The following is a 25,898-nucleotide window of genomic DNA, read 5'->3' as shown; positions in this document are numbered from 1 at the left end:
GATGAGACCGATTTCGGCCAGCTGGTGGGAACGGATTCCGAGCTTTTGTTTTTGCTGTCCATCAGATCACCATCGACGACGCATTGTGCAACGCTGGCACGACGCTGGCACCAACAAGCAGTGCTGCTGAAACGACAGCAGCGAAAGCTGCGGAGAATGAATTTTGAAGACTATGTGACATGAGTTGTCCTTTCCTGTGTTGAAGCGGGCTTAAGCGACAACCGAAGCGGCGTTGCTGATTGCGGGGCCGACGCTGGCGCCAACAAATACTGCGGCCGTGAAAATGGCGGCTACCGCGGCGGAGAAGTTCATGGAGACATTGGAGAACATTTTGATTTCCTTTCGAATTAAAACTGTTTTTCGTATCGTTGCGAAGATGTTCGATACATTGCACGGCCTGTGCCAGTTTTAGATTATCAAAATGAATCAATGCCTTGCTCAAAACGCGCATCGCTTGTCAAATTAGGTTAGGCTGATATTTAGTGACTTTTCCCAACTATTAGCCCCTGAGGTTCCAAAGGCCGACCGCACATATGCCCTCGCCGAATTTGCTTCTCTTCACAGTTGACGAAAGCTAGTGACCGGCTCTGTCATGACCTTGTCACAGCTCACTCTGCACAACTTTCGCAACTATCCGGAATTGCGTCTGAACGCCGCGCCCGGGTTCATGGTTTTCAGCGGTGCGAACGGAGCGGGCAAGACCAATATTCTGGAAGCAGTATCAATGCTCGCTCCAGGGCGCGGCCTCCGTCGCGCTTCGCTCCGCGATATCGCTCGTCAGAATGGCCCCGGTGATTTCGCTGTCGCCGCGCAACTCGATGATGTCCATCTGGGAAGCGGTACGACCACGGAGGCACCAGAACGACGCAAAACCCGGATCAACGAAACGGCTGTACCGACCAATGATCTGGCCGAGTGGCTTTCTATATTGTGGTTGACGCCAGCGATGGATCGCCTGTTCACAGAGGGTGCGTCGGGACGACGGAATTTTCTCGACCGGCTGGTCACCGCGCTAGAGCCCGCTCATGCCGGAAACTGCGCCCGCTACGAAGCGGCGCGACGTGAACGGAATCGGCTCCTCGCCGATACACATCCAGCGGAAAAAAACTGGATGGACGGCTTGGATGTGCAATTGGCACGATACGGCTCGCTAGTCGCAGAGGCTCGCCACCGCATGGTATCCGCCCTGAATCAAGGACTGGAACAATCAGACAGCCAGATATTCGCTACGCCGGCGGTTGGTCTCGCGGATGAGCAGTTACACTCCGAGCAGCAGCTTATTCAGATGCTCCAGCAAAATCGCGCGGCAGACCGTGCAGCGGGACGAACCATTCGAGGCCCTCATCGGGCCGACCTCAAAGTCTTTCATTCCGCAAAACAGCAACCAGCCGAAAAATGCTCGACCGGTGAACAGAAAGCGTTGCTATTCTCGATCATTCTGGCGCACGCCGACCTGATCGCCGATCGACGAGACAGGCGACCGATATTGCTACTCGATGAAGTTGCCGCCCATCTCGATCCCGAACGCAGAGCGGCCCTTTTCGCCAAGCTGGCCGAGCGCGGTGGCCAGGTCTGGCTCACCGGCACGGAACCGGATTTATTCAGAGATATTCCGGACGAATCGCTGCACTTCGAAGTTTCAGACGGGACGGTAACGCAACGTTAGACTGACCTGCGGACGCAATATGGTTTACGAGTGATTCACGGTGTCCCTTAGCTTAGGCTTTCCGCCGGACCTCTATGTCCGGCTGAATGAACACACCGGCTCTAAAACAATCTGTAATATCACTTCGGAATGCAATCATTCCGGTCCTGCTGGTATTGCAGGCCATCTTGATGCCCGCGCCAGCCAAAGCCAATGACTATCTGCAATGCGTACCGTTTGCCCGGGAATTGAGCGGCATAAAAATTTACGGCGACGCCCATAGTTGGTGGGATCAGGCCGCGGAAACCTACCAGCGGGGCATAATGCCGGTAGAAGGCGCAGTTTTGTCTTTGCCCAGCCATGGCGCCATGCGGCTCGGCCATGTCGCGGTGGTCCGCAAAATTATCGACGACCGCACGATCCTGATCAGCCATGCCAACTGGTCGCCGATCAATGGTCGGCGCGGTCAGATCGAGCGCCGGGTCGCGGCAAAAGATGTTTCAGAGGCCAATGACTGGAGCCTGGTCCGTATCTGGTATGCCCCGATCGGCAAGCTTGGCACAACCGCTTTCCCGGTCAATGGCTTCATCTATCCTGCGCAGCCGTCCCAACGAACCGGCCGGCAATGGGCATCTTCCAATTCCAAGCATGGTAGTCAGAGGCCAAGTCGCACACTGTTTGACCGCAATCTGAAAGCGGAACTGGTCCAGTCCGCCGATCAGGAACGAACAATCGATCCGGAACCCAGGGATCTGATCGGAGAATTGCTGGACAGAGTGGGCAGCTGAGGTCAGATTGAAGCGATATGCTTCAAACCGATATACAGATATGATCAAGCCACCGTCATCCTGCCTCGTCATCCTGGCCGGCGGCCAGTCGATCCGCATGGGCAGCGACAAGGCAGTCATCAGCTTTGACGGACAACGGCTGGTAGACATATTGATCGGCCGATATGCCGGCAAGGCGGACCGGATATTGCTGTCGGCGCGGGAAGATTACGGGACCGGACTGGCGATCATCAGAGATGATCCGGATGCGCCAGCCGGTCCGGTCGGCGGCATCTTCTCGGTAGCAGCCGCCTTGCAGGCCATGCTGCCAGCGATCGAGGGATTTGTCACGGTCCCGGTCGACGCGCCTTTTGCCCCCGTGGACCTGATCGAACGGCTCTCGGCGAGCGGCAGCTGTACCGTGGCGCGGGATCCGCAGCGCGTGCATCCGACCTTTGCCTATTGGCGCTGCGATATCGTCAATGCCGTCCGCGCTGCCTATCAGCCCGGAGAGCGAGCACCGTCGCTGCAATGGCTGGCCAGACAATGTGACGCTAAATCAGTGACTTGGCCGGATGACCAGCCGTTCTTGAACATCAATCGTCCGGAAGACCTGGCCGCCGCAGCGGACGCAAAAAAAGCCGGCGCTTGAGGGGAAGCACCGGCTTTCTATTGCAGTGATGATCACTGCCGATCTTTAGCAAGCAAAATGCTTAGTCAAGACGACGGATTTCCGTCTTGGTCAGGCTGGTAACCAGCTTGCCATCGGTGTTCGACAGAGTCGAAGCTTCGATGCGCCGCACTTTGCCCTTGTAGATGACCAGAAGATCGCCGGCATCGGTTACCCGGTTCACTTTGGCGACGCTGGCGCCGGTTGCATCAAACAGCCGGTCGTTGCGCTCTGCTTCAGCAGCCGATGCTGGAACGGTGAAGGACAGCGCGGTTGCCGCGAGGATCAGGGAGGATAGTTTACGCATGGTTTTACTCCAGTGGTTTGTAACTTGTGGGCCGACTATGACCGACCGAAATTAAGTTGCAATATGAAATGTTGCACCTGCGAGTTGCATTTTTGCAATTGACCCTCATTTGCCGCAACCGGTGGAGCACAAGAAGCCTGTTGCTCGCTTCCCCCCATATGTGCCATCTTCGCCCCGACACTTACCCCATACCCAACGCAACATATGAGGCCCCTATGATCCGTTTCTCCCTGATTTTGGCCCTCGCGGCTGCACCGGCAACCGTCCAAGCCCAGACCACCGACACGATGTCCGAGATATCGGCGCTGGTTGATGCACGGTCCGCAGAATCGGCAAAGACGGCGCGGCAGCTGTGGGAATGGGCCGAAGTCGGCTATCAGGAACAGAAATCCAGCGATCTGCTCAAGCAATCGCTCAAGGCCAATGGCTTCACAATCAGCTCCGGCGTTGCCGACATTCCGACCGCCTTTACCGCCGAATTTGGCAAGGGCGGTCCGGTAATCGCAATATTGGCGGAATATGACGCGCTGCCGGGCATCAACCAGGACGCCGTCGCCAGCCGCAGCCCGGTCGAGGGCAAGAGCGCCGCCCATGCCTGCGGCCATAATCTGTTCGGCGCCGGTTCGGTGGAAGCCGCCATCGCGATCAGCAAATGGCTGAAACAGACCGGCACGCCGGGTCGCATCCGGCTCTATGGTACGCCGGCGGAAGAAGGCGGCAGCGGCAAGGTCTATATGGTCCGCGCCGGCCTGTTCAACGATGTCGATATCGCGCTGCACTGGCACGCCGATGATGAAAATTCGGCAGCCGCCCGCACTACGCTGGCCAACCGTTCGGCCAAATTCCGCTTTCGCGGCGTCTCCGCCCATGCCGCCGGTGCACCGGAAAAGGCCCGCTCGGCGCTGGATGGCGTCGAGGGCTTTAACATGATGGTCAACATGATGCGCGAACATGTGCCGCAGCAATCGCGGATTCATTATGTCATCACCGAGGGCGGCACCGCGCCCAATGTCGTGCCCGACTTTGCCGAAGTCTTCTACTATGTCCGCCACCCCGATCCGGCCGAGGTCGACGCGATCTGGACGCGGCTGGAAGACGCGGCGCGCGGCGCGGCGATGGGCACCGGCACCAAGGTCGACTGGGAAGTGATCCACGGCAACAATCCGCTGCTGGTCAACGAGCCGCTGGCGAAAATGATGGATGCCAAATTGCGGCAGGTCGGCGGCGTCATCTATACGCCCGAAGAACAGAAATTTGCCGAGGGCATATATGCCAGCTTTGACAAGCCGGACCTGCCGCTGGGCAGTCAGGAAGAGGTCCAGCCTTATGACGTGACGCTCGGCTATGGCTCGACCGATGTCGGCGATGTCTCCTACGCCACCCCGACCGTTGGCCTGCGCACTGCCACATGGGTGCCCGGCACTTCGGCACACAGCTGGCAGTCTTCTGCGGCGAGCGGCATGTCGATCGGCTTCAAGGGCGTGCAGGTCGCGGCCAAGACGCTGACCCTGGCGGCGATAGAATTGTACACCAACCCCGAATTGCGCGCCGAGGCCAGAGCCGAATTCGACAAGGCGCGGGGGCCGGATTACCAATATAAGTCGCTGCTCGGCGACCGCGATCCACCGCTGGATTACCGGAAATAATCGGGACGCGTGAATCGACTTCATGAAGAGAGTTTAGGTCATGGGGTCGGGTGTAGGACAGCCTGTTTTGGCAGCCGTGCGAATAATCTCGCCGTCATTTTGATCGGGTCATAAATTGGACTCGCGCGAAGACACGAAGCCGCAAAGCGATCGCGCGGCTTCTTTAAACTCTTCGCGGCTTTGTGGCTTTGTGCGAGCCTGACCATTTTTGTGGCTTGCTGCGAACTTTACACAGGCGCCTGCTTTTGTTTTCTGTGACTTTTGCCCCAAAGGCGCAGATATCCTAGCTTTGTTGGGCCGCAATCTCGCGCCTAGTGTAACCTTTGGAATCGCCGGCTAATCCAGTGCACTGAATCCATTCGGGCGCGCGACAGGGTCTTCCGCTTATCCAGATTGTCAAAGAGCCTGTCCGGCGCGCGTCAAGGGACCGGTGGGGACGATAGAAGATTGGAGCGAGTGTAGGAAAGGGGTTTTCAGCGGATGAGATTGGGCATTGTGACGACTGCCACTGCAATGTTTAGAACTCACGGATCGCATCAATGAACAAATGCGATGCTAATCCGTGTTGAAAATTAGCTTCGAAATCATGGCTTCTTCTTTGCCAATTCCCGGAAAACATAGCTCTCACAAAGAGCCTTTAGTTTCCCATGCGCTCGGGGTCGCCACAATCCAGCACATCAAGCATCACCATCGCGATCCCGAGATGATCGGCGGCGTGCGCGATCTTTAGCAGGGCGTCGGTCAGCAGGTCGCAGAAACCGGCCGATCATGGCAATATAAGCGGAGCGGGTGCTGCCGTGGCGCGGTCTGGATCGTGCGGATTTTTGGCAGCGAGGTCTCTACACCAAGGCCTTCTCCGCCCCCATCGACGCCGGCAACCATTTTTCCAGCACTCTGCCCAGATCATCCTTGATGATCGGCTTGCCCAGATGATCCTGCATGCCCGCTGTGTGACAGGCCTTGATATCCTCCTGATAGGCATGGGCGGTCACGGCGATGATCGGGAGCTCTTCGCCGGAGACACCCATCCGGCGGACATTGCGGGTCGCCTCCATGCCACCGACATTGGGCATCTGCAGGTCCATCAATACGATCGAATAGGGCTGTTTTTCGGCGATCGCCTGTTCGATCTTTGTAATGGCTATGGCGCCATCCTCGGCGATGTCGGGATGATATCCAAGCTGCTGCAACAGGGCGGTTATCAGCACCCGGTTGATATCATGATCTTCGGCAACGAGTATCCGCGCGTTGCGAGCGGCTTTGTTCGGCTCCGCTCCCCTGTCGGCGTGGTCGGAGCTGTCATCGCGGAGCGGACCGGCCTCTATCAGAGGCAAGGTGACGACAAAGCTCGTGCCCTTGCCCGGTTCGCTTTCGCAGGAAATTCCGCCGCCGAGCACCTCGAGCAGTCGCTGGCTGATCGTTAGGCCAAGGCCTGAGCCGCCAAAACGGCGGACAATCGAACTGTCGGCCTGAACGAATTCGTCAAAAATCTCTTTCTGGCGCTCGCGGGCAATGCCGATGCCGGTGTCGGTGATGGTGATCTCGATCTTTCGGGCCTCGGGCGCGCCAGTCACCGAAACCGATATGCTGACCCAGCCGCTGGACGTAAATTTGATCGCGTTGCCGACGATGTTGGTGAGGACCTGCTTGGTGCGATATTCGTCACCCAGTATATATTGCGGAACATCCTTGTCGATCTTCAGGTTCAGCGCCAGCCCCTTCTGTTCCGCCGCTACCCGCATCAACCGGGAAGAGCTGCCGATTGCTTCCTGAATGTCGAAGGGCGCGTTATCAGCTTTCAACTTGCCTGATTCTATTTTGGCAAGATCCAATATGCTGTTCAACAAAACGAGCATCGAGCTGCCGGATTCCGCGATCAGTTGAAGATGATATTTTTGCTCCTCGTTCAGATCGGAGGTGAGCAAAAGATCCGTAAAGCCGATAACGCCGTTCATCGGCGTGCGCAGTTCGTGGCTCATGTTGGCGAGAAATTCCGATTTCAGTTCTGCCATTTTCGCCTTATTGGTTGCCTGGCGCAAGCTTTCCATGACAGCGGCACGCTCGCTGATGTCGCGAATGGCGGCGACAACGGACAGATCCTCGCCTTCCGTTTCCGGGTTCAGACTGATTTCAACGGGAAATTCGCTACCGTCCTTGCGGGTTGCAAACAGCTGCAATCCGGCACCCATCTCTCGCGCCTGGGGAGCGCTCAGGAATTGCCGCAAATGGCCCGAATGCCCATTCCGGAAGCGCTTCGGCATCAGCGTTTCAATCGGTTTTCCTATGATTTCCTTGGGATCATAGCCGAATATGTCCTGCAACCGATTGCTGGCGAAGGAGATAAGACCGCTGGTTTCAACGACAATCAGCGCGTCAGGGCTTGCGGCCAATATGCCCGACAACCGGGCTTCGTTCTTGCGCAACTGCCCGGTCCGCAGCTTGATACGATCATCGAGTTCGGTATGATCATCGAGTTCGGTACCTAGGTCACCCAGATCGCTTTCCGCCTTCATCCGCCTGATAACTTCCTGATTCAGGAAAAAGGCAAGCAGGCCCAGAACAGCCAGACTCAACGAGATGCCGAGTGCCACGATAGCGACCGTAAAACGGGCTTGTCGACTGGCGGCACCGCTTGCCTGCTGAAGCAGACCGCGCTGGGCCTCGTCGATGCCGGCGACGTGATCACGCAGCTGATCCATGGTCACCTTCCCATCGTCGAGCAGTAGCTGATCGGCTGCCGTCAACGGAACCATGAATCCCTGGGCAACGATGCGGCCGCTGTTTTGCAGCTGCTCGTCCGACAATTTACTCAGCTGCTCGAACTGCCGAAAAAGGGCGGAATCACCCGACATCAACTTCCGCAGCCGGGACATATTCTGTCCGATCTGAATTCTGCCCTGGTCATAGGGCTCCAGATATTCGCGCTGTCCGGTAAGCGCATAGCCCCGCGAACCGGTCTCGACATCCTTCAAGAGAGAAACGAACCGTGTGAGCGCGAAAAGCCTTTTTTCAATCTGCTCGGATTCGTCCAGCAAAGTCCCATAGCGCTGGATGCTGGCGAAGGAATAGGTCGTCATTCCCGCAATGAGCGCCACGCTTATCACCAGCAGCGCTAGTGGTTTGATATTGCGCTGTTCCACTAGCGTCGGCATATAGGATGTCCTTCAGTCCCAAGGGAAATCGTCTTCATTTGGCACCGCCCCACTGACACCAGATATCGACAGCAAAAGCGGCTGGCAGCGGCCTTGGCAAATTTTGTCGTCCGTCCAGTCGCCCAGGCTCGCTTGGGTGATTGTCCGGTTGAAGCACGGCCTGATGTGGAAACAGTTCGCGCGGAGCCAAGTCTTGCAACATCATTCTTATTTCCCCGGAAGCCCAATGCGACAGCCTCCCGTCTTTTTTCTGATCGTGCATCATATACGTCAAACGGGCCTACCGATTAAGGTCTGACGATCCGCGTGAGCGGTGGCGCGGATGCGATTATTGAGACAAAAAAAAGGTGACCCGAATTAACGGATCACCCTGTCTCGTCGGCGGTGAGCAACGGTCTTAGCTAAAAGCCGGTTCCAACGCGCGCGACACTGTCATTCTGCCAATTATATTTGTCCGGCCAGCGCTCCTGGACGATTTGGTGCCGGACAGTTTTTCGTCAAGGAACCGGGCACGTTTCAAACGCTTTTGCCGCGTCAGGAAGGGGTTTTGCGGAGTCGGCATGGCGTCGACATTGGCCGTAAAATATCCTGCCGTGCGGGACAGGTCAGCTTTGGCCAGATAGGGCCTTGGCGCTGCTGCGACACGCCGCTGACCAAGTGTCGCGCTGCTATTGGCCTGGTCGAGCGGCGTCTCAAATGCCGGCATGCTCGCGACAAATTCGGCAAAATCCGCCTTGGTCGTCGCCCTGCTCTCAAGCGACTGCACAGCGGTCTGCTCGGCGTCGACAGTTGGCCGGGCCAGTGGCTCGACCCTATCCTGGCGCGCCTCTGACAGCGTTGCCGCGCTTAGCGAAGCAGGAAGGGGATTGGCGCCACGCTCGGCGGTTGCTGCCCGACCTTTGCTTTTGCGGCGACGGCTGGCGGCATAGGCACCGGCACCGCCGACGCCGAGCAAAGCTGCCAGTGCAGCAAGCAGGTTCCAGTCGGTATCGGTTTCACCGCGGAAAGCTTCGGTCGATGCCGCAGTCTCCGGCGTGGTTATATTATTCGGGATTGCCGCACTCGTTGCGGGTGCGCCTTCCGCCCCGAAAGCCGGGGTGGGCGTCATTCCCGCCATGGCACCAGGCTGCTGCGCCGCAATCCGGCTATCTGCGGGACTATTGGAGGCCATGCTGGCGGTATTGAAGCCGCTGCTGGCGCGCGTCGATGTCTTGACCGGCGCTCTGGCTGATGCTGCTGCAGCCTTTGCTGCTGCTGCCTTCCGTTCCTGCTGTTCTTTGTCAATTTGGGCCAACGCTTCAGGTGCTACGGTTGCGGCGTCGAAACCGCCCTTGCTTGCAAGATCATCGGCGCGCTCCTCAGTCACGGACGGCTTAGTCGCCGTCTTCACGGTAGCCGGGCTGCTTGCCGGAGGTGCGGCAATTGTCGGGGTCGTCGGTGCAGGCTGCGGCGTGATGGCCGGTGGTGCCTGTACCGGCGAAATCATAGCCGGCGCTGTCATTTCCTGAGCCTGCGCGGGCCCAGCGGCCATGCTGACCGAAATCGCCAACATGCTGATCATGGACAGATTGTCAGCGGTTTTCAGCTGCAGACCTTCACTCCGGGGCGCACTGATGCTTTTGGTCATCTTGATGCTATTGGTCATTTCATTTCTCCTAATGTGGTGAACAATCAACACATGAGGATGATCATAATATCCCGCCTGAGGGACAGTATGAGCTGAAAAAGGAGACGAACGGAGTTCCTGAACGCGCTATTCATTCGGCGTTCACCGAATTCACACGTCTGTTAAACTGGCGTTCATCCAATTACCGTGACTTTAATTGAATAATTAAAGAAGATATGTTCTTTTAGGCGGGATGTTGGCGATCATGGCCTTATGAACAGGGTGACGGTTGTGGCTGTTGCCAACCGCCCAACCTGTCACTCCCACCAATAAGCCGCGCGTTTCCTGGATCCCGTCACGACCTCGTTCATTGTCAGCGGATCGTAGAGCCGGCCGTTGAGCATCACCCGATTGATCCTGTCGCTGTTGCGGATATCGGCAGTGGGGTCGGCGTCGAGGACCAACAGATCGGCAAGCTTGCCCGCTTCGAGAGAACCGATTTCACTGGCCATGCCAAGCGACTGGGCAGAGGCGATGGTGCCGGTCGCCAGCGCTTCCACCGGGCTCATGCCGCCGCGGACGAAGGACCAGAGTTCCCAGTGACTGCCGATACCGGCTTGCTGGCCATGCGCACCGATCGAGACCTTCACCCCGGCATCGGCCAGCTTTTTGGCTTCGCGGGCATTGTCGTCATCGACAAAATTGCTTACCGGCGCTGTGGTACGGCGGACCGTATCTGCCGCCAAGATGGTTGGCGGAGTATGGACGAGCAGCGGGTTTTCCCAGACGTTGGTGGCCTGACGCCAGTAAGGATCGCCGGCCAGACCGCCATAGCTGACCACGAGGGTCGGCGTATAGTTGGTCTGCGACTGCGAGAACATCTGCACGACATCGTCGTAGAAAATCTCAAGCGGGATATTATGTTCCAGCGTCGAATTGCCGTCGGCGACCAGCGCCATGTCCATGCCGAAAAGGGAACCGCCTTCGGCCACGACCAGCATATTTTCCTGCCGCGCGGCCTCGACCACCTGCTGCCGTTGTTCGCGGCGCGGCTGGTTGTAATTCTTGACGCTGTGGCCACCCTGCGCCTTCAGCCGGCGAACATGGGCAAGCGCGTCGTCGAGATTGTTGATCTCGGCATAGACGTCGGCGGCTTTCGCGCCATAGACAATCTCGCCGGTCGAGAAAATGCGCGGACCGAGGATCATCCCGGCGCGCTGCATCTCGCCCGCGACAAATATCTCGCTGGCGCGGCTCGACGGATCGTGGATCGTGGTCGTGCCGAGCGCGAGATTTTGCAACAGCGACCAGTTTTGCTGCGGCACCAGTTCGTCGCTGCCCTGCGGGCCGTGCGCGTGCGCGTCGATCAGGCCGGGAATGATGGTCTTGCCGGTGACATCCACGGTGGTCGCCCCAGCCGGGATACTGACCGCGCCGCGCGGGCCGACAGCGGCGATGCGATTGCCCTGAATGACGATCACGCCATCATCGATGATCCCGCCATTTTCGCCCGCCATGGTGACAATCCGCGCGCCGGCGAGCGCAACCGTTCCCGAAGGCTTGTCGGCAGCAATCGTCCGTTCGAGCGAGATGCCGCTGGTTGGCGGCTGATATTTAGGCGCGTCCTTCGCGGCGGGAGCATTGGGGAACAGCGCGCTGGTCGTGGCCGAATAGACCATCGGCCCGATGCTCCAGTGCAGCTTCTGCCCATTGTCGGACCAGTTGATATAGTCGGCACCATTGGCGCTGACCCGCGTGACCGGCAGCGATGTGCTGGTCGGGCTGATCTCTACTGCCTGGGTGCCAGGCATCAGCGGCATGACATAGGCTTCATAGCTTTGCCGGAACGCGACATTCAGGCCATCGGGCGACACGATATAGTCGTTGGTCAGATCGCCCTTGGCATGGGTGCGCTTGGCTTCGCCATTCAGATCGGTGCTGATCAGGATGCGCTGGTCTTCTTCATTCTGCAGCATGAAAATCCGCTCGCTGGTCGCGCCATATTGCGGCCCGGCTGCACCCTTGACCACGCGCACGGGGGATCCGCCGCTGGCCGGCACGCGGTAGACACCATCCTCGACCGACCATTTGGGCGAGGTCATATAGCCGCCATCCTTCATCTCGAAGACGATGGTCTTGCCGTCAGGAGAAAAATGCGGGCGGGCGTAGTGGCCGGGCCGGTTGGTGACGGTGCGCGGCGAACCGCCGCTTGCTGAAACCATCTTGATCTGGCCCAGTCCGGCGTCGGTCCAGCCGACAAATACGATCGAGCGGCCATCGCGCGACCAGGAAGGAAAAAGCTCTAGTTCCGAACCACTGGTCAGCCGCTTGGCGGACCCGCCGCTCATCGGTTTGCTGTAAAGCTTGCCGAGGCTTTCGAAAACAACGGTCCGGCCGTCCGGCGACACCGCAGCGAAGCGCGGCATTTTTGTGGTAAAGCTGTCGGGTGCTACAGGGATTGTCGGATGCGGGGCATCGGCGACGCCACGACTGTCGCTGACTTGAAACGGGATGATCGACGAGGTGCCGCCGTCAGCGGCGACCCGGCGGATCTTGCCACCCGCCCAGAAGACGATCTCGCGGCTGTCGGGCGTCCAGTCCATATTCGGATAGACGCCGGTGACTGCCCAGGTTTCCTGCACATCCTGATCAAGATCGTCATAGATCTTGCGTTCGATCCCGGATTCCAGATCTTTTACATAAAGTTTGGACTGAGTCATCTCGCGGCGGACGAAGGCGATTTTCTTGCCGTCGGGGGAAGGGTTTGGACGTACGGAACCGCCTAGACCGGATACAGCAGTGATAACCTCACCCGATTCCAGATCATATTTTTCGATATTGAACAGGTCGCTGTTGCTGTCCTGCGCATAGATGAACGTGCCACCGGGCGTGATATTCTTCGTATAATAGACCGACTTGCCGTCGGGAGCGTAAATTGGTTCGCCGAGTTCCTTCTGATGCTTTTCGCTGGGTTTCTTGACCAGTTGCACCCCGCCACCGCCGGACACGTGATAAATCCAGATTTCGCCGGTGCCCAGAGAGCGCTGGGTGGTGAAATGCTTTTTCGCCACGACATAGCGGCCGTCGGGGCTCCAGCTCGGCTGGTTGAGCAAACGGAATTCTTCCTTGGTGACCTGTTTCTTGTCGCTGCCATCCCGGTTCATGATCCAGATATTGTCACCCCCGGCACGATCCGAGGTAAAGGCAATGCGCTTGCCGTCGGGGGAAAAACGCGGCTGTACTTCCCAAGCCAGGCCTTCGGCGATCCGGGTCGGCGTTCCGCCTGAAATCGGCATGGTGTAAATATCGCCGAGCAAGGCAAAGGCAATGCTCTGGCCGTCAGGGCTGACATCGACATCGATCCAGCTCCCCTCGTCAACGTTGATCGGAACCTGTTTAATCGTTGCGCCAGTAGGCGCGTTGACATCCCATTTGTCCTTTTCGGATTTTTTGGGATTGTCCTGCGCCAGCGCTGCACCTGAAAAGAGCAACGTCGCAAGAACCGTAACAAGACTATATTTCATGATATTCCCCGGAATCAACATCCACTGATTTCCATCGTCTATTCCAGTTTTTCTTCGGAAGAAACAAAGAACAGCGTCTGGAGACTATGTCTTGAAACCGAAGTGCCGGTGATAGCTCTCCACCACCTGCGCCAAAGTCGACAAGGCCAATGTCGCCGGGTCCCGGGTGGACGGGATCAGTCCAATTGGCGCAACCATTTGTGAACTCTGTTCCGCCGAAACACCGATGTCGGCCAGATATTGCAACCGTAGTGTGTGGGTTTTGCGGCTGCCCATTGCGCCGACAAAAAAGGCCGGGGAAGACAGGGCTTGCTTCATGAGATGCGCCTCCCAGTCATGATCGTGAAAATAGAAAATGCAGGCCGTCCATGGATCAGGATCGAGCAGCGTTTTCGCTTGCGGCGTTTTCAGCAGATCGGTGGTCGTCGCCAAGGCCTCAACAGCATCTATCACACCGGGGTCTGGAGACAGAACGGCACAGTCAATGCCATAGCTGTTCGACAGTCTGACCAGGCTTTCGACCGATGGCCCGTGTCCCAAAATGTTCAGCTTGGCTGCTGGGAGATGGTGCACCAAGATCTGCGAACCCGAACGCTCCACCGACGTCCGGTGCGCCGATTCTGCTTCGCAGCGGATATCAGCATTTTCGCTATCGAGAATGAGCGTCAATGGCTCACGCCGTTCAATCCGGCCAAAAATATCGGGGACAATCGTGCGATCCGCTATCGGGGTGAACAGCAGGTCGATGCCGCCGCCGCATGGCAGCCGGATATCAAGATAGGGAGAGTCGGAACCAAATCTGATCTCGCGCGGCTTCCCCGCATTGATCACGTCCAGCGCTTCGGCAACCACAGCGGCCTCCACACAACCACCGGAGAAAGAGCCCGTCGACGAGCCATCCTCTGCCACGGCCATATGCGCGCCCGGATTGCGCGTAGACGCACCCGTTACCGCGATCAGCGTGATCAAGACTGTTTTCTGGTTCGCTGCCGCTTTTACCTGCAGAAAATCGAAGATGGGCAAAATATTGTTCAAACGTGACGGTCCTGCAGCTTGTCGATATAAACCCGACGGACGGGTTCATGCCTCATACGGACAATTTCGGCAATCGCCATACTGGCTGGAGGCGAAGAAGCCGTGACGGCACCGGTTTCAACAACGGCAATGACCATGGGATCGCGCCCTATTTCCGCCAAGTTCGCAGGTTGTCCGTAGCGGCAACTGACGCTTACGCAATGTTTCTTTGCCCGCTTGCAGAAATCTTGTCTTCAAAATACATAAAAATCCATCTAGGAGCATTTTAATTACAAAAATCCTATTGAAATATGAGGACGGAATATGAGTTTCCCGCCACGGCAAGGCCTGTACGATTCAAAGAACGAACATGACGCATGTGGCGTTGGTTTTGTCGCGAATATCGAGGGTGAGAAATCACATCTCACGGTCAAACGTGGCCTCGAGATTCTGGTCAACATTGATCACCGCGGAGCTGTTGGTGCCGACCCGCTTCTGGGCGATGGCGCCGGGATTTTGTTGCAGATTCCTGACGCTCTGCTGCGGGATTGGGCGGATTCGGATAAGCTGACGCTGCCGGCGGCTGGTGACTATGCGGTTGCGATGTGCTTCCTCCCCTCGGACCCGGCAGAAGCGGAATATGCTACGGCCCATTTCGAGCGCTTCATCGCCAAAGAAGGGCAAGTGTTTATTGGCTGGCGCGACGTGCCGATCGACACGACCGGCATAGGCAAAGCCGTGCTCGACCAGATGCCCCTGATTCGCCAGGCGATCGTCGGCAAAGGCGAATCCATTGCCGATCAGGATGCATTTGAACGCAAAATTCTGGCGATCCGCAAACAGGTCCATAATCCGCTCGATGGTATCGCTGAGAAAAACGGCATGCCCGGCCTGTCCGAATTTTACATGCCGTCCTTTTCGACCCGAACGATTGTCTACAAAGGCCTGTTGCTCGCCGATCAGGTAGGGTCCTTTTACAAGGACCTGCTCGATCCGCTCACTACGTCTGCGGTGGCGATGGTCCATCAGCGCTTCTCCACCAATACATTCCCATCGTGGAAATTAGCACACCCCTATCGCTTCATCGCCCATAATGGCGAGATCAACACGGTACGCGGCAATGTCAACTGGATGAATGCCCGTCGCCGGACCATGGAGTCCGACCTTTTGGGCGCCGACCTCGACAAGATGTGGCCGCTGATCCCGCACGGTCAATCCGACACTGCCTGCCTCGACAACGCCCTGGAACTGCTGGTCGCGGGCGGCTACTCCCTGCCCCATGCGGTGATGATGCTGATTCCGGAAGCCTGGGCCGGCGATCCGACGATGGATGCGGACCGCAGAGCCTTTTACGAATATCACGCCGCCCTGATGGAACCATGGGATGGGCCGGCCGCGGTCGCCTTTACCGACGGACGCCAGGTTGGCGCGACGCTGGACCGCAACGGGCTGCGCCCTGCCCGCTTCTGTGTCACCGATGATGGCCATGTGATCATGGCATCGGAATCCGGCGTGCTTCCGGTAAAGGAAGACAATATCGTTCGCAAATGGCGGTTGCAGCCCGGCAAGATGCTGCTCATCGACATGGAACAGGGCCGGATCATCGAGGATGAAGAGATCAAGGCCGATCTCGCGAAGGCGAAGCCCTATGCGAAATGGCTGGAATCGACCCAATATAATCTGAAGGATCTCGATCTCGACGATCTCGACGATGTGGATGCTCCGAAAGCCAACGGGCTGGACAATCCTGCGGCGCTGCTCGACCGACAGCAGGCGTTCGGCTTCACCCAGGAAGATATCACCAAATTCCTCGAACCCATGGCGAGTGACGGTATCGATCCGATCGGGTCGATGGGAACCGACACACCGATTGCCGTCCTGTCCGGCAAACCGCGCCTGCTATATGACTATTTCAAACAGAATTTCGCCCAGGTGACCAACCCGCCGATCGATCCGATCCGCGAGGAACTGGTGATGTCGCTGGTCTCGATGATCGGGCCACGCCCCAATTTGCTCGGCCATGACGCAGGCACGCACAAGCGGCTCGAGGTCGACCAGCCGGTACTGACCAACGCCGATTTGCTGAAGATCCGTTCGGTTGAAGACGCACTGGATGGGGCCTTCCGGACCGAAACCATCGACATCAGCTGGGATGCCGCAAGCGGTGCGGACGGCCTGGAGATGGCGCTCAAGGAAATGTGCTGGGCGGCGACAGAAGCCGTGCTCGCCGACCGCAATATTCTGATCCTTTCAGACCGCGCCAAGGGACCGGACCGGATCGCCATGCCGGCCTTGCTGGCAACTGCAGCCGTTCACCATCATCTGGTTCGTCAGGGCCTGCGGATGCAGACCGGCCTCGTCGTCGAAACCGGCGAAGCGCGCGAAGTGCACCATTTCTGCGTGCTCGCGGGATATGGCGCAGAGGCGGTAAATCCCTATCTGGCCTTCGAAACGCTCGAGGAAATTCGCGTGCGCCGCGAACTGCCGCTGACCACGCAACAGGTCGAGCAGAATTATATCAAGGCGATCGGCAAGGGCATTTTGAAGGTCATGTCGAAAATGGGCATCTCGACCTATCAAAGCTATTGCGGTGCGCAGATTTTCGATGCGGTTGGCCTGTCCAGTGAATTTATCGAGAAATATTTCACCGGTACGGCAACCATGATTGAAGGCGTGGGGCTGGCAGAGATCGCCGGGGAAACCGTGTTCCGGCATAGCGAAGCCTATGGCAATAATCCGATATACAAGAATATGCTCGATGTGGGTGGCATCTATGGCTATCGGATCCGCGGCGAAGAACATGCATGGACGCCCGCCAATGTCGCGAATTTGCAGCATGCCGTGCGCGGTAATGACCCCAAGAATTATGCCGAATTTGCCCAATCCATCAATGAGCAGAGCGAACGGTTGCTGACCATTCGCGGACTGATGGAACTGACCTTGGCCAATGAGCCGCTCGACATCAGCGAAGTGGAGCCAGCGACCGAAATCGTGAAACGCTTTGCCACTGGCGCGATGAGCTTCGGCTCGATCAGCCGGGAAGCGCATACGACGCTGGCGATCGCGATGAACCGGATTGGCGGAAAATCCAATACCGGTGAAGGCGGAGAAGAACCGGATCGTTTCATTCCGATGGACAATGGCGACAGCATGCGTTCGGCGATCAAGCAGGTCGCCAGTGGCCGTTTCGGCGTTACTGCGGAATATCTGGTCAATGCAGATGATATCCAGATCAAGATGGCGCAGGGTGCCAAGCCGGGCGAAGGCGGCCAGCTGCCGGGCAGCAAGGTCGACAAGAATATCGGCAAGGTTCGCCACTCGACTCCGGGCGTTGGCCTGATTTCTCCGCCACCGCATCATGACATCTACTCGATCGAGGATTTGGCGCAGCTGATCCATGATCTGAAAAATGTGAATACCGGTGCGCGCATTTCGGTGAAGCTGGTTTCCGAAGTCGGCGTCGGCACGGTTGCCGCGGGCGTTTCCAAGGCACGCGCCGATCACCTGACCATTTCCGGCTATGACGGCGGCACGGGTGCTTCGCCTCTTACCTCGCTGACTCATGCCGGTTCGCCATGGGAAATCGGCCTGGCCGAGACCCAGCAGACCCTGTTGCTCAACGGATTGCGTTCGAGAATATCTGTGCAGGTCGACGGCGGGCTGCGTACCGGTCGCGATGTTGCCATTGGCGCCCTGTTGGGTGCCGATGAATTCGGCTTTGCGACTGCGCCGCTGATTGCTGCCGGCTGCATCATGATGCGCAAATGTCATCTCAACACTTGCCCCGTGGGCGTTGCGACGCAGAACCCGGAACTGCGCAAGAAATTCACCGGCCAGCCGGAATATGTGATCAACTATTTCTTCTTCGTCGCTGAAGAGCTGCGCCAGATCATGGCCGATATGGGCTTCCGGACGATCGAGGAGATGGTCGGCCGGGTTGACCGGATCAACATGAACAAGGCGCTGCATCACTGGAAGGCGGAAGGCGTTGATCTGTCGCGCCTGCTGCATCAGGTTGAACTCGCCGAGGGTGAGCCGCTGCATCAGACGATAACGCAAGACCACGGACTCGAAGCAGCGCTGGACAAAGACCTGATTGCTGCTGCGATGCCGGCTCTTGAAAATGGCCAGACCGTCAAGATCGAACGGAAAGTGAAAAACGTCAACCGGACGGTCGGTGCCATGCTGTCGGGCGAAGTTGCGAAAAAATATGGTCATGCCGGCCTGCCGAACAACACTATTCAACTTTCGTTTGAAGGTGTTGCAGGACAAAGCTTTGGGGCTTTTCTCGCGCACGGTATCACGGCGGAACTGGTCGGCGACGCCAATGATTATGTCGGCAAGGGCCTTTCCGGTGGCCGTGTGGTGGTCAAACAGCCGGGCCATGTCGATCGCAATCCAACCGAGAATATCATTGTCGGCAACACCGTGCTCTACGGCGCGGTCGCCGGTGAAGCCTATTTCAACGGCGTTGCGGGCGAGCGCTTCGCGGTCCGGAATAGCGGCGCGGTCGCGGTTGTCGAAGGCACGGGCGATCATGGCTGTGAATATATGACCGGCGGCGTAATTGCCGTGCTGGGCAAGACGGGGCGCAATTTCGCGGCCGGCATGTCCGGTGGTGTCGCCTATGTCTATGACGAGGACGGACTGTTCCGTCAGCGCTGCAACATGGCGATGGTGGACATCGAGACGATTGATGGCGCTGGCGATGATGGCGAAGGCACCACACCACCGCAACAGCTTCCCGTCGATGTGAATGATTATGGCATGGGTGACATGCTCTATCATGATGCAGCCCGGCTAAGGATTTTGCTGGAACGTCATAAACTTTATACCGGCAGCAAGAGAGCAAGCGAACTTCTCGACAATTGGGAAGAGGCCCTTGGCCGTTTCGTGAAAGTCATGCCGCGCGATTATTCCGCGGCGCTGAAACAACTCGAAGCCGAGCGTCTCGACGCTATCGTTGCTGCAGAATAATTGAAGATATTGGAGTAGACCGTGGGTAAAGTAACAGGCTTTCTCGAGATTGATCGCAAAGAAGCGACTTATGCCGATCCCAAGGAGCGGCTGACGCATTATGAGGAATTCACGATTCCGCTGCCGGAATCTGAAATCAAGAATCAGGCCGCTCGCTGCATGGATTGCGGTATTCCTTATTGCCATAACGGCTGTCCGGTGAACAACATCATCCCGGACTGGAATAATCTGGTCTATGAAGGAGACTGGAAAACGGCACTCGAAACGCTGCAGTCGACCAATAATTTCCCCGAATTTACCGGCCGCATCTGCCCTGCTCCTTGCGAAGCCGCCTGCACATTGAACATCGATGATGTGCCAGTGAATATCAAATCCATCGAATGCGCGATTGTCGATCGCGGATGGGAAGAAGGCTGGATCACACCCCAGATCGCCGAAGAAAAAACCGGCAAATCGGTTGCGGTGGTTGGTTCTGGCCCTGCCGGCATGGCTTGCGCCCAGCAACTGGCTCGCGCCGGACATAATGTCACCCTGTTTGAAAAGAACGACCGGATGGGCGGCTTGCTTCGCTACGGTATTCCCGACTTCAAGATGGAAAAGCATCTGATCAATCGCCGCTTGGTACAGATGGAGGCGGAAGGCGTCGAATTTCGTACCAGCGCCGAAGTCGGCGTAACCGTTTCCATGGAATCGCTGCAGGAAAATTACGATGCCGTGGTCATGTCCGGTGGCGCAGAAAAGCCGCGGACGCTGGATATCCCGGGCTATGAAATGGCCGGAGTTCGCCTGGCGATGGAATTCCTGGCCCAGCAGAACAAGCGCAACGCAGGCGATGACGAAATGCGGGCCGCACCGCGCGGAACTATTACCGCTACCGGCAAGCATGTCATCGTCATTGGTGGCGGCGACACCGGGTCGGATTGTGTCGGCACCTCCAATCGCCAGGGCGCCGCTTCGGTCACCCAGATTGAAATCATGCCCAAGCCACCCGAGAAAGAAGACAAGACTTTCTCATGGCCCGATTGGCCGTTGAAACTGCGCACATCGTCCAGCCATCTGGAAGGTTGCGAACGCGACTGGTCCATTCTCGCCAAGCGCGTCGTCGGAACGAATGGAAATGTCGAAGGCCTGGAATGTGTTCGCCTGGAATGGGTGGATGGCCAGATGCAGGAAGTCGCGGGAAGCGAGTTCATCATCAAAGCCGACCTGATCCTGCTTGCCATGGGCTTTGTCGGCCCGCGCAAGATGGGGCTTGTCGATCAATCGGAGGTTGAGCTCGACGCCCGTGGCAATGTTGCCGCCAATGTCGTAAGCTACAAAACCAGCAAAAGCGGTGTTTTCGCTTGTGGCGATATGCGCCGGGGCCAGAGTCTTGTTGTCTGGGCGATCCGCGAAGGCCGGCAGTGCGCTCGCGCCGTCGACCTGGAGCTGATGGGAAAGAGTTTACTGCCGCGCTAACCGCGTCCTTGCTCTAGAAGCAGCGTCGGAGCGACTTGCAGGTTAATGCTTAACTAGTCCCGGCCATCAGCGCCGGGCCTGAGCAATTTCCCTGTCAGTCACGCCAGAGCCACGGAGCCTTCAACGCCGCAGCCACTGAGGCGGACGGGGTCGCCAATTAATAGACCTGAACGGGGGCACTATTGGCCGCGCCAAATTGGTCACCGGTCAGGTCAATTTCCAGATTGAGGCCGTGCGAGCGAGAAGTCATAGAGCGAACAATTTCGCTTAACTTCCCGCTCACCGCTGCAGCAATAATTTGGCTTGAGCGCGAATATATGAGGCAAGCCAGATTATGGGCTGACGGGATTATCGTCCCCATCCGAAACGTTCGAATCGTTCGAACCGCCCGCAGCCACCGCAACCAGACCCGCAGCAGCAAGAGCGCCTAATATTCCGCCAAGTGCGCCGCCGCCAATTCCAGCACCTGATCCGGCTCCTGCTGCACCGGTGCCGCCAGCTGAACCAGATGTACCAGCGCCTGCATTGCCGGTGCTGCCTCCCTGTGATGCCTCTGTGCCCTGACCCGGCGCCGTATTTTCCGCCCCAGCCGAATTGTTCGCCGTGTTAGAGTTCTGGTTCGATGACTGTTGGCTAGAAGCCGCACCAGCGTTTGGCGTTGTTCTTAGCATATTGTCAAAGCCGCCATATGCGCCGTTTGACAATTGGAAAGGTGCGGAAGGGGCAGCGCCCAGAAAGGGCACGAAGACCGCTATTCCCGGTTGCGTGATCGTTACGGTTTTGCCTGCTGCCGTCACGTCAATAATACCGCTTTTCTCTCCGAGCTGGGCTTTGGGCCCTGGGCCCCGGAGGACGATCAGAGAAGCAGTTTGGGGATCAACATTGCTACCCATCGCTAGGCCAGCCTGCAGTTTACCGATTGTGATAGCGTCTTCACCGACGGCCAGTTCCACCATTGTCCCTCTGACACCAATTGAGGCAGCGGGGGTGTTGATGCTGTTCCGCCCGCCGCGTGCCGACTTGCCGGATAAAAAGCGCAAGGTGCCCTTGACCACCGTAGTACCAACGGAGCTGGATTTTGTCTTTGGGTCATAAACAAAGCGATTGACGGTTAACCGGGCATTCGGACCAACGGTCAGCGATGATCTGTCCAGCAATGTGATCTGAAGCGTGCTCGCAGCCTGAGTGGTAATGACATTGCGCATCTTGACGGGCTGTCTGATCCGCGCTTTCTGGGCTGTCGCGCCTGCCGTTTGCTGAACCGCAACATTGTTCCGAATGGCAGAGTTCATCCCTACGGTTTGAGCCAATAGCGGTGAGGTGATCATCAAGGTGCCGGAGATTCACTTCGCATAAGCACAGACTGAATGGTTTTCGCTTTCCCAGCAGGCCCCGTCGATGGTGGATTTTTCGGCTGTGCCCAGATAGGTCAGATCACCATTGGCATCCCGAACGGAAAGCCCGGCTGCGGTTTTGGTATCAAGTTCCAAAACAAAGGCGGTAACGCCATCGACAAATGATTGGCCATTGGACCGCTTGACCGTGAAGCTCCCTCCCCCGTGAGGAAGAAAATCGCAGTCACCCTTATAGTGGGTGTCCCCCGGTATGGACGTGATTTTGCAATCGGCAGTTTTTAACCCGGAATCAGATTTGACCGACGAGTTCGATTGATCTGCTTTATCGCTCACCTTGCTTTGCTTGGTTTCTACAGGCGCCGTCTCTGGGCTTTTTATCGCGTCCGCCGTTTCATGGTTGCCTTCAGCGGTCGAGTCCGGCTGGGTAGCGATCCTGTCAGTCTCGCCTTCGTCTTTTGCGTCCCCGCAGGCGGACAAAGCCAACATCGCGATCAGACCGACAGTGATTTTCTTGGACATATCTCGTTATTCCCTCATTTTCCATTGGACCCGTTTAACGTGCAGACAAATTCATTCGACCGTCATCCAGCCACCTGTCCCGTCCGGTTGGACAAGCGTCAAGGAGCGTGGATCTATATCCTGGTAAGCATCCTGCGATAACTGAAACCACCAGCTATAGCCCTGGAACACCCGCCAATAAGACGAATTATCCTGATCAAGTCCAAACATGCCACAAGCGGTCCGCGGTTCGTCACTTGGAGCTTTCGCCGCCTCTTCCGGGCTGACATCAATGACCATGGCGTCGGCAGGCCATCCGTCCACTCCTGCCGGACGGACCATACATTGTTCGGCAGCGGCGGAATCATCCATCGCATCTTGAGCATAAAATAGGATATTTTGATACGGGCGACCGGGTTCGGCGCTACCAATGCGGATCAAAACCGTATCTTCCAGCGATTCATTCGCTACCGCAGACCAGGCCAGGTTGAGTTCGGCAAAATGTGCGCCGCCAGCAAATCCAAGCTCGGCTTTTTTACCATCGCAAGTCGCGGCGAGATAGAGCAGAAGTTGATCTGCTACGGCGGTTTCGTTGACCGACCAGTGGCAATTATCGGGAAGCTGCGGTGCATCGCCATCTACTATGTTGAGATAATTGGTCGCGCGGCCTTCGCAAATCCCTGTCATAGGCAGGACCGGTCCGTCGTCGGGACAGAGGGACTGCCCGCCGGCATCGCTCCTTTTCGAATCTGTGCTTGCCAGCTCCGCCATTTGGACTCGATTGCCGGGAACTTCGTCAAAAGCACGGGAGTTTTCGGAGCACCCGGAGAGGGCCGCCAAGACAATCGCACAGACTAGATATTTTTGCATAGGCTCTGCTCCACAGACCAAGGATCCTATAGCTCGACCGGCGAAACCCGTCATACCCAATATTGGGTACAAGCCACAATTAGTTGCTGTTCTTTTTGCTTTTTCTAATCGCTCTGAAGACATGGTCCCAGTGGCTATATATCAGCAGCTGTCCTGCTCCCTTGACTATTTCCAGTGTCGTACCGGGAACATTGGCCACAAAATATTTGGACTGCGATATGTCTACAATTTGATCGAGGTCGCCCTGCAGAATGTGAGAAGGCCTCTTCAGAAGCTTCGCTTCGTCGCTAAAATCCATGATCGCCAGCTGGCAATCCCGGCAAAATGGCTCGACATCCTGCTTCAGCCCTTCTTCACATCCCTTGGCCATCAGCCCGAGAATTTCGGCATTTCTCAAAGCCTGCATATCCGCGGCGCTAATCTGGCATGACGAAAGCACCAGTTTTTTTGCATGGCCCTTGTCCATAAAGGCAACCGTGGCTCGCATGATGAGCGGCAAGAGTTGCGGCATATGCTTGGCGAGGCCTAATATGAAGCGCTGACGCTTTGGCATTTGTGCCGCCCATTCTTCTCGCCATGCCGGCGCGCGTGAAATGGCGAACAGGCTGGTGACCGAGGCTGGATAGACGCGAGCAAAGCGCAAAGCGAAGACGGCTCCAATCGTCTGTCCGGCAATCTCGGCTTTCGAAATACCGAGATGATTGATCAGTTCCTGAATATCGGCCGCGACCTGGTCCAGTAGCTGTTCGTTATCAATGTCCTTCAGATTATCCGAATTGCCGAAGCCTAGCCTACTCCCGGTTGCCCATAAGGGCGCTCAATCCTGCTTCCTATACGCTTACAGGTCGAACGCAAAAAAGCCTCACTGGTGACAGCGAGGCTTGTAATGATTTGAATATATTGAGTTTGTTGGTTGCGGGAGTAGGATTTGAACCTACGACCTTCAGGTTATGAGCCTGACGAGCTACCGGACTGCTCCATCCCGCGCCAACGTTTCTGGTTTGGCTAATGTGCCGGTCCAGAGAATCAAAAAAGCGGCCGGCCCTTTGAGGGACAGGCCGCTTTTGAAAAGGTGAATGGGTTATTTCCACGTGACTATAGTCTATGCGCCTGCTGCAATGCCTGGCGACGTCCTACTCTTCCATGCCTTGAGACAAAGTACCATCGGCGCAACCTGGTTTCACGGCCGAGTTCGAGATGGGATCGGGTGGGGCACAGGCGCTATGGCCACCAAGCAATGAAGCAGGCGCATAAGCTGTAATCACGGGTCTTTTAATCGATGTGGCAAGATGATGCACGGGGTTTGATACCGTGCATGTTGACCATGGGCCGAGCTTAATTGTCCGTTCATCGACAAAATGCTTTCCAACATTGTTGTTGATGGCGGGATTCTACAAGCGCGAATTGAGTAATTAGGACTGGTTAGCTTCATGCGTTACCGCACTTCCACACCCAGCCTATCAACGTGGTGGTCTTCCACGACTCTATGATAACTTATCTCGAGGGAGGCTTCCCGCTTAGATGCTTTCAGCGGTTATCCCGTCCATACATAGCTACCCAGCTGCACGCCTGGCGGCATGACTGGTACACCAGAGGTATGTTCAACCCGGTCCTCTCGTACTAGGGTCAACTCCTCTCAATTATCGACGCCCACGGCAGATAGGGACCAAACTGTCTCGCGACGTTCTGAACCCAGCTCACGTACCACTTTAATTGGCGAACAGCCAAACCCTTGGGACCTGCTCCAGCCCCAGGATGTGATGAGCCGACATCGAGGTGCCAAACGATTCCGTCGATATGAGCTCTTGGGAATCATCAGCCTGTTATCCCCGGCGTACCTTTTATCCGTTGAGCGATGGCCCTTCCACGAGGGACCACCGGATCACTATGACCGACTTTCGTCTCTGCTCGACTTGTCAGTCTCGCAGTCAGGCTGGCTTATGCCATTGCACTCTAACAGACGGTTTCCAACCGTCCTGAGCCAACCATCGCGCGCCTCCGTTACTCTTTAGGAGGCGACCGCCCCAGTCAAACTACCCGCCACAGAGGGTCCCTGATCCGGATAACGGATCGAAGTTAGACACCAGAAAACAATAGGGTGGTATTTCACATTATGGCTCCACTCGGACTGGCGCCCAAGTTTCAAAGCCTCCCACCTATTCTACACAATTCTTTCCTAATGCCACTCTGAAGCTGCAGTAAAGGTGCACGGGGTCTTTCCGTCTAACCGCGGGTACTCCGCATCTTCACGGAGAATTCAATTTCGCTGAGCATATCCTGGAGACAGTGGGGAAGTCGTTACGCCATTCGTGCAGGTCGGAACTTACCCGACAAGGAATTTCGCTACCTTAGGACCGTTATAGTTACGGCCGCCGTTTACTCGGGCTTCAATTCAGAGCTTGCACTCCT

At 57.0% G+C, this 25,898-nt stretch carries 14 protein-coding genes, 1 tRNA gene, 2 rRNA genes and 1 pseudogene (1 of these 18 running past the window's edge); 6 read left to right on the top strand and 12 right to left on the bottom strand.

Features of this window, described 5'->3' with window-relative positions:
- The first annotated feature begins 592 nt into the window (after nucleotides 1–592).
- From recF to mobA, 3 genes are all read left to right on the top strand, one after another.
- Nucleotides 593–1,666, top strand: coding sequence for a DNA replication/repair protein RecF (gene recF / locus AZE99_RS04075; protein ID WP_067198290.1), 1,074 nt, complete (start codon nucleotides 593–595; stop codon nucleotides 1,664–1,666).
- Nucleotides 1,667–1,836: 170 nt separating this feature from the next.
- Nucleotides 1,837–2,433, top strand: a complete 597-nt coding sequence (locus AZE99_RS04070) for a CHAP domain-containing protein (RefSeq protein WP_231862687.1) — start codon at nucleotides 1,837–1,839, stop codon at nucleotides 2,431–2,433.
- 40 nt (nucleotides 2,434–2,473) lie between these two features.
- A complete protein-coding gene (gene mobA / locus AZE99_RS04065; protein ID WP_156472101.1) occupies nucleotides 2,474–3,064 on the top strand; it encodes a molybdenum cofactor guanylyltransferase in 591 nt (196 codons plus the stop codon).
- Between the two features lie 61 nt (nucleotides 3,065–3,125).
- Here mobA and AZE99_RS04060 read toward each other — a convergent pair whose 3' ends face one another.
- Complete coding sequence (locus AZE99_RS04060; RefSeq protein ID WP_067198287.1) at nucleotides 3,126–3,389, bottom strand: hypothetical protein; 264 nt, start codon at nucleotides 3,387–3,389, stop codon at nucleotides 3,126–3,128.
- Nucleotides 3,390–3,604: 215 nt separating this feature from the next.
- On the opposite strand from AZE99_RS04060, the gene AZE99_RS04055 reads away from it, so the two are divergent.
- Complete coding sequence (locus AZE99_RS04055; protein ID WP_067198285.1) at nucleotides 3,605–5,035, top strand: amidohydrolase; 1,431 nt, start codon at nucleotides 3,605–3,607, stop codon at nucleotides 5,033–5,035.
- Nucleotides 5,036–5,874: 839 nt separating this feature from the next.
- Here the strand turns inward: AZE99_RS04055 and AZE99_RS04050 are convergent.
- From AZE99_RS04050 to AZE99_RS04035, 4 genes are all read right to left on the bottom strand, one after another.
- On the bottom strand, nucleotides 5,875–8,187 hold the full coding sequence (locus AZE99_RS04050) for an ATP-binding protein (protein WP_067198283.1): 2,313 nt from the start codon (nucleotides 8,185–8,187) through the stop codon (nucleotides 5,875–5,877).
- A gap of 397 nt (nucleotides 8,188–8,584) precedes the next feature.
- Nucleotides 8,585–9,832 carry a hypothetical protein gene (locus AZE99_RS04045; protein ID WP_067198282.1) on the bottom strand — a complete coding sequence of 416 codons (1,248 nt, stop codon included), beginning with the start codon at nucleotides 9,830–9,832 and terminating at the stop codon, nucleotides 8,585–8,587.
- A 278-nt stretch (nucleotides 9,833–10,110) separates the two neighbouring features.
- A complete protein-coding gene (locus AZE99_RS04040) occupies nucleotides 10,111–13,317 on the bottom strand; it encodes an amidohydrolase family protein (protein WP_067203258.1) in 3,207 nt (1,068 codons plus the stop codon).
- A gap of 84 nt (nucleotides 13,318–13,401) precedes the next feature.
- The gene (locus AZE99_RS04035) at nucleotides 13,402–14,352 is read right to left on the bottom strand and encodes an XdhC family protein (protein WP_067198280.1); all 951 of its coding nucleotides are present in this window, start codon (nucleotides 14,350–14,352) and stop codon (nucleotides 13,402–13,404) included.
- 303 nt (nucleotides 14,353–14,655) lie between these two features.
- Here AZE99_RS04035 and gltB point away from each other — a divergent pair, with 303 nt between their 5' ends.
- Nucleotides 14,656–19,308, top strand: a complete 4,653-nt coding sequence (gene gltB, locus AZE99_RS04030) for a glutamate synthase large subunit (RefSeq protein WP_067198278.1) — start codon at nucleotides 14,656–14,658, stop codon at nucleotides 19,306–19,308.
- A gap of 21 nt (nucleotides 19,309–19,329) precedes the next feature.
- On the top strand, nucleotides 19,330–20,766 hold the full coding sequence (locus tag AZE99_RS04025) for a glutamate synthase subunit beta (protein ID WP_067198277.1): 1,437 nt from the start codon (nucleotides 19,330–19,332) through the stop codon (nucleotides 20,764–20,766).
- A gap of 332 nt (nucleotides 20,767–21,098) precedes the next feature.
- Here the strand turns inward: AZE99_RS04025 and AZE99_RS04020 are convergent, their stop codons facing one another.
- The 7 genes and pseudogenes from AZE99_RS04020 to AZE99_RS03990 all read right to left on the bottom strand — a co-directional run.
- Nucleotides 21,099–22,058, bottom strand: a complete 960-nt coding sequence (locus AZE99_RS04020) for a FecR family protein (protein ID WP_067198275.1) — start codon at nucleotides 22,056–22,058, stop codon at nucleotides 21,099–21,101.
- Between the two features lie 51 nt (nucleotides 22,059–22,109).
- Nucleotides 22,110–22,640 carry a hypothetical protein gene (locus AZE99_RS04015; RefSeq protein WP_067198273.1) on the bottom strand — a complete coding sequence of 177 codons (531 nt, stop codon included), beginning with the start codon at nucleotides 22,638–22,640 and terminating at the stop codon, nucleotides 22,110–22,112.
- Between the two features lie 51 nt (nucleotides 22,641–22,691).
- Nucleotides 22,692–23,306 carry a hypothetical protein gene (locus AZE99_RS04010; RefSeq protein ID WP_156472100.1) on the bottom strand — a complete coding sequence of 205 codons (615 nt, stop codon included), beginning with the start codon at nucleotides 23,304–23,306 and terminating at the stop codon, nucleotides 22,692–22,694.
- Nucleotides 23,307–23,568: 262 nt separating this feature from the next.
- Nucleotides 23,569–24,270: pseudogene (locus AZE99_RS04005) on the bottom strand (alpha/beta fold hydrolase); the annotation flags it as partial.
- Nucleotides 24,271–24,399: 129 nt separating this feature from the next.
- A tRNA-Met gene (locus AZE99_RS04000) sits at nucleotides 24,400–24,476 on the bottom strand.
- A 133-nt stretch (nucleotides 24,477–24,609) separates the two neighbouring features.
- Nucleotides 24,610–24,724, bottom strand: a 5S ribosomal RNA gene (gene rrf / locus AZE99_RS03995).
- Nucleotides 24,725–24,881: 157 nt separating this feature from the next.
- Nucleotides 24,882–25,898, bottom strand: a 23S ribosomal RNA gene (locus AZE99_RS03990); it runs 1,786 nt beyond the window's last position.

Origin of the sequence: Sphingorhabdus sp. M41, assembly GCF_001586275.1 — a bacterium.
GTDB lineage: Bacteria > Pseudomonadota > Alphaproteobacteria > Sphingomonadales > Sphingomonadaceae > Parasphingorhabdus.
The sequence above is the reverse complement of the archived record's forward strand: the minus strand, read 5'-3'. Positions and strand labels throughout refer to the sequence as shown.